The organism is Pseudoalteromonas sp. US3C1013 (assembly GCF_048401115.1).
Lineage (GTDB): Bacteria > Pseudomonadota > Gammaproteobacteria > Enterobacterales > Alteromonadaceae > Pseudoalteromonas > Pseudoalteromonas undina.
Genome location: NZ_CP183076.1, coordinates 476,287 through 494,200, shown reverse-complemented (window position 1 = coordinate 494,200; position 17,914 = coordinate 476,287). Strand labels below are relative to the sequence as shown.

The following is a 17,914-nucleotide window of genomic DNA, read 5'->3' as shown; positions in this document are numbered from 1 at the left end:
CCTTTTAGTTTAGAATGAACGATCATTCTAAACTATAGTACAACAATTAAAAATAGCTAATGGACAACATTTACACATTTTTACAATTGATTATAGTTGTCACAAAATTAACTCAAACAATAGTTAAACTATATCAGTGACCTCCATAAAAAAGGCAGCCAATGCAAATACATTGACTGCCGTTAATCAATTATATAATTTTAGCGACTGTTACTCGCTCTCAGGATTTATTCTAGAGACGAGTAACTGCTCAATACGAATGCCTTCTACATCCACTACTTCAAATTTAAAGCCTGAAAATACAATAAATTCTGCACGTTTAGGAATATGCTTCATGGTGTAAATTAAATACCCAGCGACCGTTTCATAATGGTTTTGATCAGGAAACTCATCAATTTCTAATACCTTAGCTAATTCAACAATAGGTGTTAAACCATCGACCAACCAAGAGTTAGCATCACGCTCAATGATTAGCTCCTCACTTTGATGCGTGATTAAATCACCCATAAAGCCTTTCATTAAATCTTTAACTGTGACGATTCCAACCACTAGCGCATATTCATTGACCACTACAGCAAAAGGGTGAACCGCAGTTTTAAACGCATTTAGCGATTCAGATAAGCTCAGTGTTTCTGGTAAGTAAAAAATATCTTTATCTAGCATATCCGCATTAATGTTTGCCGCCTCACCTTTAAGCACTTGGCGTAAAATATCTTTTGACTCAACCGAGCCAATTAACTTATCAAGGTTGCCTTTACACACTAAAAAGTGATTATGTGGATGCTCTATAATTTTATTGGCTATATCTTCACTCGACTCATCAATATCAAAGTAAACTATTTGCTCTCGTGGCGACATCACGCTTGATAAAAAGCGCGCTTCTAAATCAAATACATTACCAATTAAGTCATATTCCTGCTGTTGAAGGCTGCCATACTCAGCACCAGCATCCATCATGGCAACAATATCTTCAGTAGTAACAATATCCTCACGCTCACTGGGTACTTTAAACACCCGCAATACGATGTTGGTTAAGCCGTTAAAAAATAATACCAATGGTGTTAGCGCGAAAGTCACCCATCGCATAATTGTAACTACACGCACAGCAACAGCTTCAGGTAAAATCATTGCTAATCGCTTTGGGAGCAAATCAGCAAATAATATAAATAATGAGGTAATAATTAAAAACGACAGTAAAAAGCTAATTTGACCAAGTAACGGCCCCTGATAAAATAATTGCAGTATTTCTTGCACGTAAGGCGATAATGCCTGCTCACCAACAATCCCACCTAATATGGCAATCGCATTGAGCGTAATTTGGATCATGGCAAAAAAAGCACCGGGCTGCTCTTGCAGCTTTAAAACCGCCAGCGCTTGCACATTTCCTTCGTCGGCCATGACTCTTAACTTTATTTTGCGTGAAGCGGCAATCGAAATTTCTGACATCGCAAATAACGCACTCATCAAGATTAATAATGCAATCCCGATTAAATCACCCATTTATAACTCCAAAATAATCGCTTTTATTAGCAAAAGCAGCTGGATTATAGCCGCTTTTATAAACAGGGCAATTGATATTTATATAATATTATTTTCTTAATATTTTAATATTTATAGTTGCGATTCATACAAAGCAAAGGCCGTGCTAAGTTGCTGCTTTAATTTATTAGGTAGGTTTTTGTTACACGCAAAATATAAGGGAGCTTGGCTGACGTTGATGGGCATTAATGGCTCGAGCTGTAGTTCATTTAATAAGTGGGACTGTTCATGATTTATTCTCTGTGCAGGTATTACAACCAAATCAATGCTGGAACTTCGCGCTCTAATTATTTTAAAAATATTATCAAAGCTATTAAAAAGCATTAAATTTTCGTTTTCTTTAAAGCCTTGGGAGAGTAAATAGTGGTGGCTGTAATTATCTTTTAATACTGCAATTCTATATTGCTTCGCCTGATCAAGGCTTGTTAGCACAATGCCTTTGCTCTTAAGTGAGTAGAAGTTAGTATCAAATTGAGCTAATTTAGCAAACCAAACAAAGCTACTCTCACGCTCAGGTGAGCGAGAAATAGAGAAGATACAGGTTTGAGGATCTCTTAATGCAATATTATAAGTCATGCTCCAATCGTTTACTGAAATTGAATAATCAATCCCAGCATTATCAAGCACTAATCGTACTATATCGGCAGCATCACCGACTAAATTGTTGTTCGCATCAAGATACTGCGCAGGTGCAAAATTCTCTGTTACAACAGTGAGTTTAGCTGCGCAGTGTTGGCTTACAATGAGTAATAATACAAAACACCACTTAATCACAATAACCCGCTCTATTAAATTTAAGACGTCACTTTTCAATAAAAGCCAATTAAATATAGCGGGTTATTTGCAAATAGCCAATTTTTAGCTTTTGAAATTAGCGGTTCATTGCGTTAATTAAAAACGCTGAGATTTTAGCGCCTTCTCTCAGTGTCGTCTCAGAGCTTGATTGACCCACTAAAGAGCTGTCAGTAAACGGAGCTATCTCCATCATATCAGCTCCCGTTATAGGGAATTCATCAGCAATCGCTGACAAAATATCAAGTGCGTGTTGTGGCGTTAAGCCATTTTCTTCGGGTGTACCTGTTGCTGATGCAAACTCGGCATCGAGGGCATCAATATCAAAGCTTACATACACTTCATCGACCTTGTCTGCTTTTAATTGCGCAATAGCATCAGCCGCAACCGCAGCTGCGCCACGCTCTATAATTTCAGCAGCCCAATGTTGTTTTACGCCAAAAGTACTTTCCCAATGTGATTTAGGCTTGCCACTTGAGCGAATACCAAATTGAATTAAATGATGCGGCGCTGGTAAGAATTCTAAAATATGTGTGCACCAAGAGCCAAAACATAAGTCGATGCCCAAACGCTCTACGAGTAAGTCGGTGTGAGCATCGAAATGAATAATTGCCGTACGTTTACCTTGCTCGCGTTTGGCTTTTAAATACGCTTTTGTTAACGGGTAGCTAATTGAGTGGTCGCCGCCAATACCAAAAATACCTTTGTCTTGGAATGTCGCATAAAAGCTATCACACACATCTTCAGTAATAGACAATGGGCTTACATAATGATCGTTATTGTCATTTCCGTATAGGGCCTTTTGGCAATTAGTGATAGTGGCCTCATTTAAATACTTATCGTGTAATAAATGCGGTATTACACGTACATCACCTAAATCAAACGAACGACACTGTGTTTGTTGATCAATCAATGCTGAGCGTAAAAATAAAGGCCCCCAGTTAGCGCCACGTAAAATCCCACCACCGCAATCAGAGCTAATGCCTAGCATTACTGCTTTATGTGGTGAATTAGGTAGCTCGTTAAGTGAGTCACGCCATAAAACATCGACATTTTCAGTTTGCCCATATAATTTATTTCTAAGCGCTGCTTTGCGTTCTTTAGCCGTATTGACCGTAAAAACACCGTCGCCAGGTGCACATAAACAGTGTTCAACTTTATCTTTAAATGCTTGAAATTGTGTGCTCATTGTAAACCCTTTTTCAATCTGAATATCTTGTCTATTATTGAGTAGTTATGCAAAACATCGCACGCTGAATTAATTTTAGATAATTTGCATAGCATGCTAAAAATCACAAGGCGCTTTGTTTTGCTCTCTTAGGTTAGTGGTAAATAAAAACCAAACCCACTTACTAACCAATTGAATATAAACAATTTAAATTATAGCTACCGACTCTTTAGCCTAGCTATTGGTTTGCTATGAGGTATGAATATAGTGTCTGAACAAACAAGTCAACTGGCTCATTTTTCTAGTAATTTTTGCCATTGATTGAATATTCAGAGTTGGTGAATAAATCAAATTAAGTCAATACGGACATCCGTCCTGTACTTCACTTATGTTTCTCGTAATCATGGTAAATTGACAACAATTCTTATTAAAAAGGCTTAGTTATGGAAAAGGTATTTCACTTAGGACTGTGTATTGATGATTTAAAAGGTGCAAAACTGGCAATTGTTCCAGGCGATCCAGATCGTGCAGCACGTATTTCACAGTTCTTAGATAATCCAACCTGCCTTGCTCAAACGCGTGAGTTTCACATTTATTTAGGCCAATTAAACGGTCACTCTGTAGTGGTATGCTCAACCGGTATTGGCGGCCCTTCAACGTCAATTGCCGTTGAAGAACTGGCACAACTAGGCGTACGTAGCTTTCTTCGCATTGGTACAACAGGTGCAATTCAACCGCATATTAACGAAGGCGATATTTTAATTAGCCAAGCTTCAGTACGATTAGATGGCGCGAGTCAGCACTTTGCACCGCTGTGCTATCCTGCCGTATCTGATTTTTTTGCTACTCAAGCTATGGTAAAAGCCTGTGAAAACCTTAATATCGATTTCCATATTGGTATAACCGCTTCGAGCGACACCTTCTACCCAGGTCAAGAGCGTTATGATACGCATTCTGGCTACGTACCTAAGTCATTACAAGGTAGCTGTGAAGAATGGCAGAAATTGGGTGTAATGAACTATGAAATGGAATCGGCTACTTTATTTACCATGTGTGCCGCACTTGGCTTACAAGCCGCTTGTGTTGCAGGTGTATTAGTAAATAGAACACGTCAAGAAATTCCAAACGTGGACCACGGCGAGATTGAGAAAAAGTCTGTTGCCGTGGTGCTTGAAGCCGCTAAAGTGTTACTTGGCTAATGTTGCGCTAATAACCTCAAGTGTTGGTAAGCTATCAAAGCTTGCTAACACTGCTTTTGCTACCCCTGATTGGTTTTCATGACCAGCAGTTTCTAATAAAGTAATTGATTTTACTGTTTGCTTATCAAAACTTAATCCTGCTACAAACAATTGACTCACCGCGCTTTGCAATGGCGATAAGCTCGGGCTGTATGCTGCATTTTCAGCATAGCTGCCATAAAAGTCACCATTTTCGAATGTGCTTATTTTTACCGCACTGTAATTTTGACTGTATGGAACATAAGCCGCTAAAGCATAACTCATCAGCTTTTCATCAAGGTCTGTCTCTTTAAAGCACTTAGTTTGCTCTGCTGGGTTAAATAAGCTGTGCTCATTGCCTAAATCGGTTGGTCCAAATGAATGCGGTAATAGCTCTGCTAATTTAAAGTTTTGTGCTGGCAGTAAAATATCAAGCTCTTTTGCATCAGCCAATTCATTCATAAACTGACGGCAATACCCACATGGTGCATCACTAATGGCTATTTTCAGCACTCTCTTAGCGCCATTTAACCACGCATTATTAATTGCTGATTGCTCACCATGCACCACTAAACTAAGTGCTTGATGATCAAACTCAGCATTGGCACCAAAGTAAAAAGTGGTATTTCCTTGTGAATTAAGCCCTTTAACAATTGCGCCGACATGAAACTTGGAAATAGGTGCAACTGAAAATTCAGAAGCCATAGGCACCAAGCCTTGCAATAAAGTATCTTCGCTGACATTAAGTTCAGTACAAAGCGCTTTAATATCGCTTGAATGTAAAATACCGCGTTGAGTTTTTAATTGACTACGTAATGCTTGGGTTTGCGCTACGTTTAATGAGATGTGTGAATTGCTAAGTGCTGTATTATGTTGCACTTTAAAAGTTGCTGAAGCCATAATAGTTTTTATTTGTTCAATGGCCAAGTAGTGTAAAAGGTTGGCAAACGAAATACCAGCCTATTTAGCGTAAAAAAAGGGAACACGTCGCGTGTTCCCTTTAAAACTAATCTAATTTTGGATTAACCTGTATTTCGCATACCCGCTGCAATCCCCGTCATGGTGATCATTAAGGCATTATCTATATCGCTTTCATTACCTTTATCATCGCCACGAGAGCGACGTAATAGCTCAACTTGTAACACGTTAAGGGGATCAGTGTATGGATTTCTAAGCCCAATAGATTCTTTGATCCAAGGTTGATCGGCTAATAGACTTTTTTGTGGGCTCAATGATTGCACTAAGGTTATCGCCTCTGCTAATTCCTCACGTAAGGCAACACCTAAAGGTTTATACATATCTTCCACCAGCGCATTATCGTAGTGCTCACTTAACCAGCTATCCGCTTTACTAAATACCATTTCTAGCATTTCTAAACGAGCTCGAAAGAAAGGCCATTGCAAACTCATTTCGCTTAGGGTTTCAATCCCATATTTTTCAAGCGCTGCTTTAAGTCCGCTTAATGCGCCTAACCATGCAGGTAACATTAAACGATTTTGACTCCACGCAAATATCCACGGAATAGCGCGTAAGCTCTCTACCCCACCATTAGGATTACGTTTAGCTGGCCTTGAACCTAATGGCAATTTAGATAGCTCCAATTCTGGTGTTGCCATTCTGAAGTAAGGTACAAAGTTTTCATCGTGGCGTACCACATTGCGGTAGTGCTCACACGATACATCACTAATTAATGCCATGACTTCGCGCCATTCATCTTTGGGCTCTGGCGGTGGTAATAAGTTACTTTGCAGCACCGCACCCGCGTATATGTTTAAGCTTTGCAATGCCACATTGGGTAAGCCAAATTTAAAGCGGATCATTTCGCCTTGCTCTGTCACCCTAAGGCCCCCTTTGAGTGAACCCGGTGGCTGCGAATGCAAAGCTTGTGCAGCAGGTGCACCGCCTCGACCAACCGTGCCTCCTCGACCATGAAATAAAACCAGCTCAATACCGCGTTCATCCGCCAGTTGCACTAACTTGTCCATTGCCTCATATTGTGCCCAGCCAGCAGCCATCATACCCGCATCTTTGGCTGAGTCTGAATAACCAATCATCACATTTTGAGTATTTTTAATATGACCTCGGTACCACTCATTATTAAGCAATGTAGTAATAACATTATGACCATCGTTTAAGTCATCTAAGGTCTCAAATAAGGGCGCCACGGGTAGTTCAAAACCGCAGCCTGACTCTTTAAGTAATAACTGCACCGCTAAAATATCAGAAGCAGTTCGGGCCATAGAAATAATATATAAACCAAAGGTTTTTGCATCTTGCTGCGCAATAACATCAAAGGTGTCGAGCACCTCTTGCACTTCAGGGCTAGGTTGCCAATGCTTAGGAATAAGCGGACGACGAGAGTTAAGCTCAGCAAGTAAAAAAGCCTGCTTATCTTGCTCTTGCCATTGGTTGTAGTCGCCAATACCTAAGTAACGAGTTAGCTCAGAAAATACATCACTGTGTCTCGACGAATCTTGACGCACGTCTAGTTTTGCCAAACGCAGTCCAAAGCTATTTACTCGGTGGATCATATCCAGTAGTAAGCCATTGGCCACTACTTGCATGTTGCACTTTAATAAAGAACGATAACACACTTCAATGGGGTGCTTAATCTGATTAATATCGGTGATTAAATCTTGAGATTCAGTGCGCTTATTTTTAATTTTAGCGCTTAAATGCATCACCGTTTCTGCAACTTGGTTTTTAACATCTTTCAAAACAGCACGGTACGGTTCAAACTCTTGCCCAGCCAATTTAATGAGCTCATCGCTGGCATCCGACATAGAAAGTTCAGCACAGAGCGTTTCTAAATCACGCTGGTATAAATCCAGTGCCATCCAACGGCCATGGTCGAGCACTTGCTTGGTTACTTCGGCGGTTACAAACGGGTTACCATCACGATCTCCCCCCATCCAAGAAGTAAATTCTATCGGGCTGTAATCTGCTGGCAACTCCAAACTTAAATGCTGTTTTACATGCTGGCTAAACTCTCGTAGAAAACGGGGCACCGCTTCCCACAAACTGTTTTCAATGACTGCGTAGCCCCATTTAGCCTCATCGACAGGGCTTGGACGTGAACGACGAATATCGTCAGTATGCCATGCTTGACTAATTAACTGCGCAATACGATTTAAGATTGCTTCGCGTTCTTGCGCTAGATTGTCGGTACGCTCAAGCGATGCTAAACAATCGCTAAGTTCAACATGTTTATTAATAATAGTACGGCGAGTCACCTCGGTTGGGTGTGCTGTTAGTACTAAGTTTATGTGGAGTTTTGAGAGGGTTTCAGCTAAATGATTATGATTAAGCTGACCTTGTTCGGCCTTTGCTGCTAACGTTTTTAATGTTTGAGTGAGAGGGTTTAGTTGGCAAAAACCAACATCATTAAAACGTGATACGGTATGAAACTGCTCAGCAACATTAGCTAAGTTTAAAAAATGATTAAATGAACGGGCAACCGGTAAAAGCTCTTCATCACTAAGCGCATGCAGTACATCTATAAGCGCTTTACGATCAGCTTCATTGCCACTGCGAGATGATTTTGATAAAGCCCGAATTTCTTCTACTTTATCTAAAATATCTTGTCCTTGAGCATCTTTAATAGTTTGTCCTAATAATTGCCCAAGTAAATTTACATTACCTCGCAAGGCGGCATATTGTTCACTCATTTTTAGCTCTCCTTTGTTTCTTTGAGGCCTATTAATATCATTATGTTTACTTATTTAATAGATCCATTTGCAACAGCATGTCGTAAAAAAGCATATGTAAAATAAACACAAAGCGATGACATGATCATTTTTTACGATGGTAATTGCCCCCTTTGCAATGCAGAGATGCAGCATTTAAAACGTGCCGATGTTGATCATAAAATTACACTAGAAGATTTAAATTCTGATGACTTTAGTGAGCGTTTTCCCGCAATCGATAAGCAATACGCCATGAATATACTGCACGCCCAAACTGATAATGGGCAGATAATTTACGGCTTAGACGTGACTTATCAAGCCTGGCGTACTGTTGGAAAATACCCTTGGCTCAAGATTATTCGTTTGCCCGTCATTCGTTTTTTTGCCGATCATGCTTATACTTTTTTTGCAAAATACCGTCATCACATTAGCCGTTTTTTAATGCCTAATGCACAGTGCAACTCAGGTCAATGTAATATCAAAACCAAAGGTGAAAAATGAAAACAGTGATTTTATTTGGCGCTAGTAGCGCCATTGCCCAATCTTACGTTAATCACTTAAACCAACAAGCAACACAATTTAATATTATTTGTGTCAGCTCATCGAACATTAATCACAGCGACATAAACGTAAACTATTTTCAGAGCGACTATTCAGCGCAAAGCCTAAACGAGCTAACCGAGTCGTTAAAATCTCAGCAAGTTGATATAGCTCAAGTGATTATATTTAATGGTCAATTACACAACGACCATCACATGCCAGAAAAAAAGCTTGAAGAAATCAACAGTGATTATTTTATGCAGCTTATGCACTCTAATTCGCTTGTACCCCTGCTGTGTTTACAAAGTATAGTGCCGCTGCTTAACCACAAAACTCACTGCACAATTACCGCTTTAAGCGCTCGTGTTGGTAGCATTAACGACAATAAATTAGGTGGTTGGTATACCTATCGCGCATCAAAATCAGCACTTAATATGCTATTTAAAACAGCCGCCATTGAGCTTGCTCGTCGCGCTAAAAATACTAAACTGATTTTATTTCACCCAGGCACTACAGATACACAGCTTTCTAAGCCATTTCAAAAAAATGTTCCTGCAGATAAACTGTTTACCCCTGAGTTTGTTGCCCAGCAATTATTTAAATTTACTTACGAAAATCCACAATTAGAACTTAACAACGAACCTGCCTACCTAGATTGGCAAGGAAATACCATAAAATGGTAAGGAATTAACACATGCATTTTTCCAAAGACCGCATAGCCGCGCTTGAAAAGCACACACGTACGCATTTTATAAATTCATTGTCAGGGTTTAAAAGTGCTAACTTAATTGGCACACAGGATGAGCAAGGTAATACCAATTTAGCCATCGTTAGTTCGGTTATTCATTTAGGCGCACACCCACCACTTGTTGGCATGATCATGCGCCCGCACAGCGTACCAAGGCATACATTTGAAAATATTATAGAAACAGGCGTTTACACTATTAATCAAGTAAATAGTGACATTTACCAGCAAGCTCACCAAACCTCGGCACGTTACGCTAAAGATGAGTCTGAGTTTGATGCTACGGGGTTAAAAACAGAATACTTAAATGAGTTTAACGCTCCGTTTGTTGCACAAAGTCGACTCAAATACGCGGTAAAATTTGTAGAGAACCAGCATTTAGCTGTTAATGGCACTGAGCTGGTTATTGGTGAAATAATGGATGTGTATGTAGATGAATCAGCACTCCAAAGCGATGGCTTTTTAGACTTACAAGCTATCGACACAGTTGCAGTAACCGGATTAGATAGTTACCACACGACAAATAAGCTCACTCGCTTACCATACGCGAAAAAATAGCCCGAGGTTATCAAGTCCTTTCGATAAGTGACTTGATAACCCACCCCCACTTTTTGAGCCTCTTGTTCACTAATCGCAATTAGTTTGAATTTAAACTGTTAAACCTACACACTATGCAAAATTTTGTAGGAGAAATATATGACCACAGTTGGTATTGGTACTCACACACCCGAGCAAGCACTTGCTAGTTTAAGTAATATGACTCACTCAGTAACGCCAATTCAGGCCGATGAGTATTTAGCGCGTATGGCCAAAGCGCAAGCCTATATGCAAGCGCACAACATTGATGCCATTTATTTAAACGCAGGTACCAACTTAACGTATTTCACCGGAATGAAATGGTATGCCAGTGAACGACTTGTTGGCGCTATTTTACCTGCCGTAGGTGATGTGCAATACATTGCTCCACATTTTGAAATTGGCTCTTTAAATGGCTTTAAGGTTATTGATGGCCAAATACACGGCTGGCAAGAGCATGAAAACCCATTTGAGCTATGTGTTAAAGTGCTTAAGCAGCTCAATATTAGCGACACCGCTACCGTTGGTATTGATGAAAGCGCACAGTTTTTTATTTTTGATGGCATCAATAAAGCCAGTTCAGGGTTAAAACTAGTTAACGCACAACCTGTAACCGCACATTGTAGAATGCATAAATCAGCCAATGAATTAGCATTAATGCAATGTGCCATGGATATGACTTTAGCGGTTCATCAGGCTACAGCGAGCATGCTTTATGAAGGTATTAGCACCGTAGAAGTCGAAGAATTTATAAAAAAAGCCCATCAAAAAGTAGGTGCCCCAGGTAATTACTTCTGTATTGTATTGTTTGGCCTTGCCACCTCATTCCCACATGGCGTAAAAGATCCACAAATTTTGAAAAAAGGCGACATGGTGCTTATCGATACCGGATGTAAAGTGCACGATTACCTTTCTGATATTACCCGTACTTATGTATTTGGTGAAGCAACCAGCCGCCAACGCCTATTTTGGGATTTTGAAAAAGCGGCCCAGTTAGCAGCTTTCAATCAAGCAGCTCTCGGCGAAACCTGTGAATCGGTTGACGAAGCAGCTCGCAGCTACTTAGCAGCACAAGATTTAGGACCTGAGTATCAAACACCAGGTTGTCCACATCGTACGGGCCATGGTATTGGCTTAGACATTCACGAATGGCCATACCTAGTTGGCGGTGACAAAACCCCGCTTGCCACAGGCATGTGTTTTAGTAACGAACCCATGCTGGTTATTCCAGATGAGTTTGGGGTTAGATTAGAAGATCATTTTTACATGACAGATGACGGTCCGCGCTGGTTTACTCAACCGAGTCATAGCATTGACGACCCGTTTGGCTTAAACAGCTAACCTGAAAACATTCAATAAGAGAGCAGCACCTTTGCTGCTCTTCTTATGTTTACCTTGAGCTAGCCCAGCTTATTTTTTATAAACTAAGCAAGTAATTTAATTCCTATTGCTATCTATTATATAATTAATTTCAACATAACTAGAGCCAGTATAAAAAAATAAACTTTAGCCTTGTAAGACAACCTCATACTTATTTAGGAGCACTTTAATTGTTACACACCAGCTTCATTGACTGAAGACATTCTAGAGAAATATACCTAGAGATAATAATGAAAAGCACCTGCTATTAGTGTTTTTTGTTAGCTTTTATAAAATCAATTTCATCCAATAACCTTATCGCAAAACTGTGCCCTTCTCTGGCAGCTAAGTTCAAATAATGATCTCTTTTTATTTCATTATAAATAGGAGAGTTTGACAATCCATATATTCCAGATAGTAAATAGAACTTCTCCCCTTTGAGTAATTTAAAATTGTAGTCTATTAAAAATAAAGCAACTGACTGTGCTTTTTTATCACTTTGTTCAATTAAACTTATATTGAATAATGTATCAGCATACTGAATCGCGCTTTCCTCACTACCATTTTTAGCAGCATAACTTAAAAGTTTGAGTATATGCTCTTCATCCTTATACTTACCGATTCTATACATTTCATACAAGTTTAGTATTGCATCAACACTCCCCCTATCAGATGCGAATTTAAGATATTCAATGCCATTTTCAATATCATTTAGTGGACTATCATCTACTAAAAGTGTTCCTAATAAATAGGCTGCAGATATATCTCCATTGTCCGCTGGTATCTTTAAGTGATGGTATGCTTTATCGTTATCTTTATCTAAACCATAATCGCCAAAGTAATAAATAACCCCGTATAAATAATTTACCTTAAGTGGATTAGTAACTTTGTTGCGCTCCAATGCATATAATATTTGAGAAACGTTTAGTCGCCTATTATGTAAAATATCATTTTCAACCATTTCAATTGTTACAAGGTGCTCTTTTTCGAAACCTTTACCTGAAATAACATTGCTAACCAATAAAAAAATAATATTAGAATTTTTTCCTTCATTCAGCTACGTCTCCTCTAGTAGCATCTAACCTTAGAATTTCAAGCATCGAGTTCCAAGGTGTATTACTGTTATTAATGATGGGATATTCATATTTGACATAAGATTGTAAGCCAGCTGCTATAATATTGACCTCTCCTCCTATCACTCTAGAGCTATTCATATAACCTTTAGTAGTAAGAGATTTCAATCCCGCTTCTATTCACAGGGGGCAGGTTCGTTGCTTCACAATACTACTGATATGCTAATATCTGAACAATTATGACAAAGTATTATGAAGTAAGTGATCTGACCCCTATTATTTTTTCTTCGTTAGCATTAATACGCACAAGCAACCCTGAACTAATACTGGTAATATTTGTGATATTCCCACTAACATGGCCTTTGCCAAAAATTGCAATTGCATCAGCAGAAAATAAAACACTAATAAATACAAACACTCTTAATAACACTTAATTTAATATTCTTATTAAAATAACTATTATGATAAAAAGCAAAAAGAAAAACCTGACCCTATTTTTCCTTGTTCCCTTTGGCTTTCTTTACACCTATTTATTTGTTCTTATGGTGAGCCCATTAACTTTTTGACTTCAACCATGTATTGATTTTATCTCTCTTCAATTCAAGTTTTATCTTCAAGCTATCGATTTTGTCTTTCGAGATCCCTACAACCTCGTATATTTCTCTAGCTCTTCCATATTCACTTTTATTTATTAAATTATTAGAACAATTATTTAATATTGTTTCGTAAATTATGAGTCTCCCTTGAGATGCAGACTCTACAAATTTTACATATTGCTCAGCGGTCATTGACTCACAAAACTTTATGTTTAAGTCTAGAATGAAACTTATATCTATTCTGTCTAGGCCTTTCATTTTTCTCAAAAAAAAGTCAAACCCCTCTACATAATATGAATTGAGGATACTATTTTTTATATCCGTTCCTAATGATTTGTAGAGAACATTTTTTTTATTCTTTTCAAAAAAACTTCTTGGAGTAGATCTTTCAACAAATGTTTTAAATTCAGTTATTGCTGTAATTTCATTTTCCAATAACTTTGTTAAATAACTTTTCATTTGCCGATTACTGTAAGGTAATAAAAGCTGAAATAAATGAGTATCTATATAAGCAACAGCCCACTCGAAGCAATCTAGGGAGTCAACTCTATCGAACTCTAATATATAACCTTTACTAAGTAATATTGTAATTTTTTTGTAAGCTTGAAGCTGACATAAACCTTGTGCATATAGTGTAGGCGTATTGTAATTTCCTTTAAGTTCATCATAAAGATCCAAGACCTTGTTATTAAGCTCATTAGTATAAAGAAAATAATGGGCAATCAACGGTAAATTATCTATATAAAGCTCCGTAACTTTCACCTTATCTTCTTTAGCTTGGGTTAATAAATCAATATAAATGATATCTTGAGCAGCCCCAAAAGTAGCATTACAATAAACTAACAAATTAATAATAAGTACAAACTTTATCCTCCGCATCCAACAACCACCTTTTCACTAATTGAGCATGCTGCCGCCGCTCGGTAATACGTAAATGAAGCACTTACTATGGATGGCGCAAATCCATTTGATAGATACCAACCTGTTCCTTGTAACTTCATAGTTGGAAAATCTATTACCGTCATTTCATTTTTCAGAGTAAATCTAGGTTTTGGGCTAGATATACCAATTGGTGTCCACACTTTCTTAGCTGCTTCATCTAAACAAATTTGCATTGCTGAGCAATTTACTTTTTTCGCAGAATCTTCCCCCCAAAAACTTATATCTGCTTGCCCACCTGAACCAGGATATCTATTGTTTATATACCATCAGAATCCTTATCAGCGATTTGGCTACCTGAGTCTTCCATGATTTGTTTTTTAGGGTCTCACTAATAATTTTTAATTCATTCGCTACAAATTTAATAGCACTTGTTACGGCTCCGTTAACAAATTTACCACCTGTTATTTTTGAGACAGTCCTTCTAGCAAGAGCTTGAAGAATGACACGGCTCGGTGAATTATTAGTATTTACTTTTCCTTTCATTATACCAGCAGTAACAAACCCATGACCGAAATTACTACCTTGAACATCAGATATGGTCCCACCAGCGGCTGCATGAACTGCCATTTGAGTACCTGTATTCTCAATACCATACTCTTTAAAGCTGCCGCCTATTGCGCCAAAAGCAGCCCCAGAAAAAGCACCTGACAAAGCGCCTTTTAATATACCAGATGCAATTGCACCAGCCATAGTAACGGAAGTAGTCATTCCTGCACTAATAACCCAGCTCGTTGCCCATCCGCTGGCAAGACCGGCGGTAAAATAGGTTGTGGCAACGGCAACTATAACCTTCAAATATTTTCCTAAAGCTTTGAAAAACACCCGCTCGCCAGCAGGGTCAGGTCTTGCATCTTGCCTTCTACAATGAAAATCAAAAAGAGAGAGCTGACTCTACTATCTCCTCAACCAATTAAATAATGATTACCGTGAGTGCTTGTAGCTTGGATAAAAATGTGGGGTTCCCTCAGGTTCTGACCCTATTTATTCCTTGGTTTAATCATCAGGCAAGGTAAGTAAATCATCAACTATTCCTAACTTACTAAGCAATGAAATGAATCTTGACTTTTTTTATCTATCACATATTGCGCATCCATAACTACCGAAAAAACAACGTACTCAATCCCTTTTTCATAATTCAATCTATCTCTTTTTATTCGCGTAGTGCAAGTTTTGACTTCAAGAGGTTTAAATATTACATCTCCCTCAAGTGACGAAAACTCTGCATTTTTAAACGATAATGGGTTGTCAAACGGATTACTCGTTGAATACATGTCTTTTACTCTATAAAACTTAAAAGCATGCTCAGTAAAATGAGTTTCATCAAAATAATTTGAAATTACTTTACTTTCAAATGCCGTATTATTTCTTAAAACAACACTCGGATTGCAATATACCACCTCGCAAATAGTATATACTTCGGCTTCAATAGCTTTAGGTGGTTTTTCAATCGTATTTGAAAAGCATACCTGTGAATTAACTAGTAAACAAAATAGAGCTAAAAATCTATATTTTGACATCTATTTCCTTATGACTGCAAAGTGACCATTCAAGCTTAAACTTGAATATAAAACAATCTAGTTCATTAGCTGCAATAAGTGTTTTATAGTGTATGCGTTTAGTTGAAAGGCTTTATAGACAAACTATATTTAATCACTGCTAAGCAAACTAACTGATAACTAAATACTATGGCTAACTTTAAATAAATTAGTTAGCAATTTGTTTTTTACACTAGTTGATTAACAATCATGCTATTACAAAGCAATCCTTAAAGGACTCCTATGAAAAACTTTAAAATAGATATCGTCTCAGATGTAATGTGCCCGTGGTGTATTATCGGTTACAAGAACTTAGAAACCGCATTGACCGAGCTAAAAGAGGAAATGAGTGCGGATATTACATGGCACCCTTTTGAGCTTAATCCAGATATGCCACTTGAAGGGCAAGACTTAGACGAGCATTTGCAGCAAAAATACAGCTTAACCGAAGAAGAAAGCGCGCGAAATCGTCAAAACATGGCAGATGCGGGTGAGCGAGCTGGGTTTACCTTTAATTTTGACGGTAAACGCATCATGATCAACAGCTTTGATCTTCACCGCTTGCTAATGTGGGCTCGTGAAGAAGACAAGCAAACTGAGTTGAAATTGGCGTTTTTTGAAGCACACTTCACCGATTTAAAATATTTAAATCAAGAAGATGCATTACTGGATGTGGTAGAAAGTGTGGGCCTTAACAAAGACACAGCCCGTGATATTTTACACTCAGATAAATACGTACAAGCGGTTCGCGAAGAGCAAAATAACTTTAAGCAAATGGGTATTACTTCAGTGCCTACTTTCATTATAAATGATAAGTATGCGCTTACCGGTGGGCAGCCGAGTGAGTCGTTTATTCAAGCACTTAAGCAAATAAGCGAAGAAGAAGCTAAGCAAGATTAGTTAACAGGCCCTAATGCTTTAGTTTAAATACAGTTCGCTGACTTAAACCAAGCCCGTCCTCAACATCATGGTAAAAATGCGTGTAGAGGGCATCAAGCTCACCTTTTTGTGCTAGCTTTGTTAAACCCTGCTGTAATAAGTCGATAATTGCTTTATTTTTTTCGTTTGCATAAAAGTAATAAAAATTATCGTACTGCAGCATAATATGTGGCTCAACTACAAAGTTGTATTGTGGGCTTTTTTGTATTTCAGCTCTAATCGCAGTTACTGAACGAGGAAAGTAATCGCCAAGTCCTTCATCTAACGCTTTTAACATGCTTTCATAACTCAAATCACCATTAACTGTTAAGCCATTGTTCTTTAATACATAATAATCAGACCAACTTTGCTTTTGTAAGGCTATAAACGGCTTTAGTTGTTCAAGGGTTTTTATATCTGAAAATTCGCCCAGCCGGCTTTGTTTTATCATCAGTAAACGTTTTGAGTGCAAGCCATTGTATATTGGAAAGGTTGTGTGTACGAGGCTATTTGCTTGCTCTTTTGACATACTTAACCAAGCAAAATTAATAGCCCCATCGTGCTTTAGCTCTTCTAATACTCGCTTGGTATTCATCGGCTCAACACTATAACTAATATTAAGTTTTACATTCATCTGCGCAAAGCTTTTTTCTAATAAGCTCAAAACATAGTGGTTTCTTGGCATATTAGGTGTGCTTGGTTTTCCTATTTTTAGCGTCACAGTTTGCTCGCTGCCACATGCAAAAAAAGACAGGGTAATGAGGATAACACTGCAGCATAAATTAAATAGCTTCATAGTCATTCCAAGGTGCTTTAGCAGTTATAAAATGAGAAATAGTAAGTATAGCGGGAACTTAAAATTCCGCTTTTTAAGTGCGATAAAGCACCTTAATCACATGCCAACCAAATTTTGTTTTTACTAAATGTGGCTCTAAAATTGCACCACTAAAAGCAACTTTATCAAACTGCGGTACCATTTGGCCGCGTCTAAACTCACCTAAATCACCGCCCTTTTTGCCCGACGGACAAGACGAATATTTTTTAGCTAAGGTTTGAAACTTTGCGCCTTTGCCTAATTGCTTAATGATGTCTTCTGCAATCTCTTTATGTTTTACTAAAATATGCAGTGCGTGCGCTGTATTTGCCATGAAAAAGCCCTTAAAACCTATTTACTAGTAATTAAACGCCGCGATTTTAGCACAGCCTAAGTGATCCAGCACTTGCTAAA

18 protein-coding genes are annotated in these 17,914 nt (G+C 38.2%); 6 read left to right on the top strand and 12 right to left on the bottom strand.

The features are described 5' to 3' along the window. Positions 1–210: 210 nt before the first annotated feature. The 3 genes from ACNSN2_RS17560 to ACNSN2_RS17550 form a co-directional block, all read right to left on the bottom strand. Entirely contained in the window at positions 211–1,500 is a 1,290-nt protein-coding gene (locus ACNSN2_RS17560) for a hemolysin family protein (protein ID WP_138621892.1), read from the bottom strand. Positions 1,501–1,611: 111 nt separating this feature from the next. Next, a complete protein-coding gene (locus ACNSN2_RS17555) occupies positions 1,612–2,313 on the bottom strand; it encodes a substrate-binding periplasmic protein (RefSeq protein WP_010389085.1) in 702 nt (233 codons plus the stop codon). Between the two features lie 97 nt (positions 2,314–2,410). Continuing rightward, on the bottom strand, positions 2,411–3,520 hold the full coding sequence (locus tag ACNSN2_RS17550; protein ID WP_055011940.1) for an arginase family protein: 1,110 nt from the start codon (positions 3,518–3,520) through the stop codon (positions 2,411–2,413). Positions 3,521–3,942: 422 nt separating this feature from the next. On the opposite strand from ACNSN2_RS17550, the gene udp reads away from it, so the two are divergent. Continuing rightward, positions 3,943–4,698, top strand: a complete 756-nt coding sequence (gene udp, locus ACNSN2_RS17545) for a uridine phosphorylase (RefSeq protein ID WP_008112319.1) — start codon at positions 3,943–3,945, stop codon at positions 4,696–4,698. Here udp and cdd read toward each other — a convergent pair. Together cdd and ppc are read right to left on the bottom strand one after the other, a co-directional pair. Continuing rightward, complete coding sequence (gene cdd / locus ACNSN2_RS17540) at positions 4,687–5,616, bottom strand: cytidine deaminase (RefSeq protein WP_418609491.1); 930 nt, start codon at positions 5,614–5,616, stop codon at positions 4,687–4,689. The genes udp and cdd overlap by 12 nt on opposite strands. Before the next feature lie 122 nt (positions 5,617–5,738). After that, on the bottom strand, positions 5,739–8,384 hold the full coding sequence (gene ppc, locus ACNSN2_RS17535; protein WP_010389091.1) for a phosphoenolpyruvate carboxylase: 2,646 nt from the start codon (positions 8,382–8,384) through the stop codon (positions 5,739–5,741). Between the two features lie 120 nt (positions 8,385–8,504). Between ppc and ACNSN2_RS17530 the strand changes: the two genes are divergently transcribed. The 4 genes from ACNSN2_RS17530 (at position 8,505) to ACNSN2_RS17515 (ending at position 11,604) form a co-directional block, all read left to right on the top strand. After that, entirely contained in the window at positions 8,505–8,903 is a 399-nt protein-coding gene (locus tag ACNSN2_RS17530) for a thiol-disulfide oxidoreductase DCC family protein (RefSeq protein WP_055011938.1), read from the top strand. Then, positions 8,900–9,625: an SDR family NAD(P)-dependent oxidoreductase gene (locus tag ACNSN2_RS17525; protein ID WP_131692137.1), complete on the top strand. Its 726-nt coding sequence runs from the start codon at positions 8,900–8,902 to the stop codon at positions 9,623–9,625. Before ACNSN2_RS17530 ends, ACNSN2_RS17525 begins: the two co-directional genes overlap by 4 nt. Before the next feature lie 11 nt (positions 9,626–9,636). Beyond that, entirely contained in the window at positions 9,637–10,245 is a 609-nt protein-coding gene (locus ACNSN2_RS17520) for a flavin reductase family protein (RefSeq protein ID WP_193050235.1), read from the top strand. Between the two features lie 138 nt (positions 10,246–10,383). Then, entirely contained in the window at positions 10,384–11,604 is a 1,221-nt protein-coding gene (locus ACNSN2_RS17515; protein ID WP_418609495.1) for a M24 family metallopeptidase, read from the top strand. A gap of 286 nt (positions 11,605–11,890) precedes the next feature. Here ACNSN2_RS17515 and ACNSN2_RS17510 read toward each other — a convergent pair whose 3' ends face one another. The 5 genes from ACNSN2_RS17510 to ACNSN2_RS17490 all read right to left on the bottom strand — a co-directional run bounded on the left by ACNSN2_RS17510 (position 11,891) and on the right by ACNSN2_RS17490 (position 15,750). Next, positions 11,891–12,583 (bottom strand): tetratricopeptide repeat protein, encoded by a 693-nt coding sequence (locus ACNSN2_RS17510; protein WP_418609497.1) that lies wholly within the window; start codon positions 12,581–12,583, stop codon positions 11,891–11,893. Positions 12,584–13,249: 666 nt separating this feature from the next. Further along, a complete protein-coding gene (locus ACNSN2_RS17505; RefSeq protein ID WP_418609499.1) occupies positions 13,250–14,170 on the bottom strand; it encodes a hypothetical protein in 921 nt (306 codons plus the stop codon). Continuing rightward, positions 14,158–14,406, bottom strand: a complete 249-nt coding sequence (locus ACNSN2_RS17500) for a hypothetical protein (RefSeq protein ID WP_075170313.1) — start codon at positions 14,404–14,406, stop codon at positions 14,158–14,160. The genes ACNSN2_RS17505 and ACNSN2_RS17500 overlap by 13 nt, the downstream gene beginning before the upstream one ends. Before the next feature lie 76 nt (positions 14,407–14,482). Next, positions 14,483–15,055: a hypothetical protein gene (locus ACNSN2_RS17495; RefSeq protein WP_418609501.1), complete on the bottom strand. Its 573-nt coding sequence runs from the start codon at positions 15,053–15,055 to the stop codon at positions 14,483–14,485. A 209-nt stretch (positions 15,056–15,264) separates the two neighbouring features. Beyond that, positions 15,265–15,750 carry a hypothetical protein gene (locus tag ACNSN2_RS17490; protein ID WP_418609503.1) on the bottom strand — a complete coding sequence of 162 codons (486 nt, stop codon included), beginning with the start codon at positions 15,748–15,750 and terminating at the stop codon, positions 15,265–15,267. Positions 15,751–16,011: 261 nt separating this feature from the next. Between ACNSN2_RS17490 and ACNSN2_RS17485 the strand changes: the two genes are divergently transcribed. After that, positions 16,012–16,668, top strand: a complete 657-nt coding sequence (locus tag ACNSN2_RS17485) for a DsbA family oxidoreductase (protein WP_109875212.1) — start codon at positions 16,012–16,014, stop codon at positions 16,666–16,668. 10 nt (positions 16,669–16,678) lie between these two features. On the opposite strand, the gene ACNSN2_RS17480 is transcribed toward ACNSN2_RS17485, so the two are convergent. Together ACNSN2_RS17480 and ppiC are read right to left on the bottom strand one after the other, a co-directional pair. Continuing rightward, positions 16,679–17,482 (bottom strand): hypothetical protein, encoded by an 804-nt coding sequence (locus tag ACNSN2_RS17480; protein WP_418609505.1) that lies wholly within the window; start codon positions 17,480–17,482, stop codon positions 16,679–16,681. 73 nt (positions 17,483–17,555) lie between these two features. Beyond that, the gene (gene ppiC, locus ACNSN2_RS17475) at positions 17,556–17,834 is read right to left on the bottom strand and encodes a peptidylprolyl isomerase PpiC (RefSeq protein WP_008464312.1); all 279 of its coding nucleotides are present in this window, start codon (positions 17,832–17,834) and stop codon (positions 17,556–17,558) included. Between the last annotated feature and the right edge of the window lie 80 nt (positions 17,835–17,914).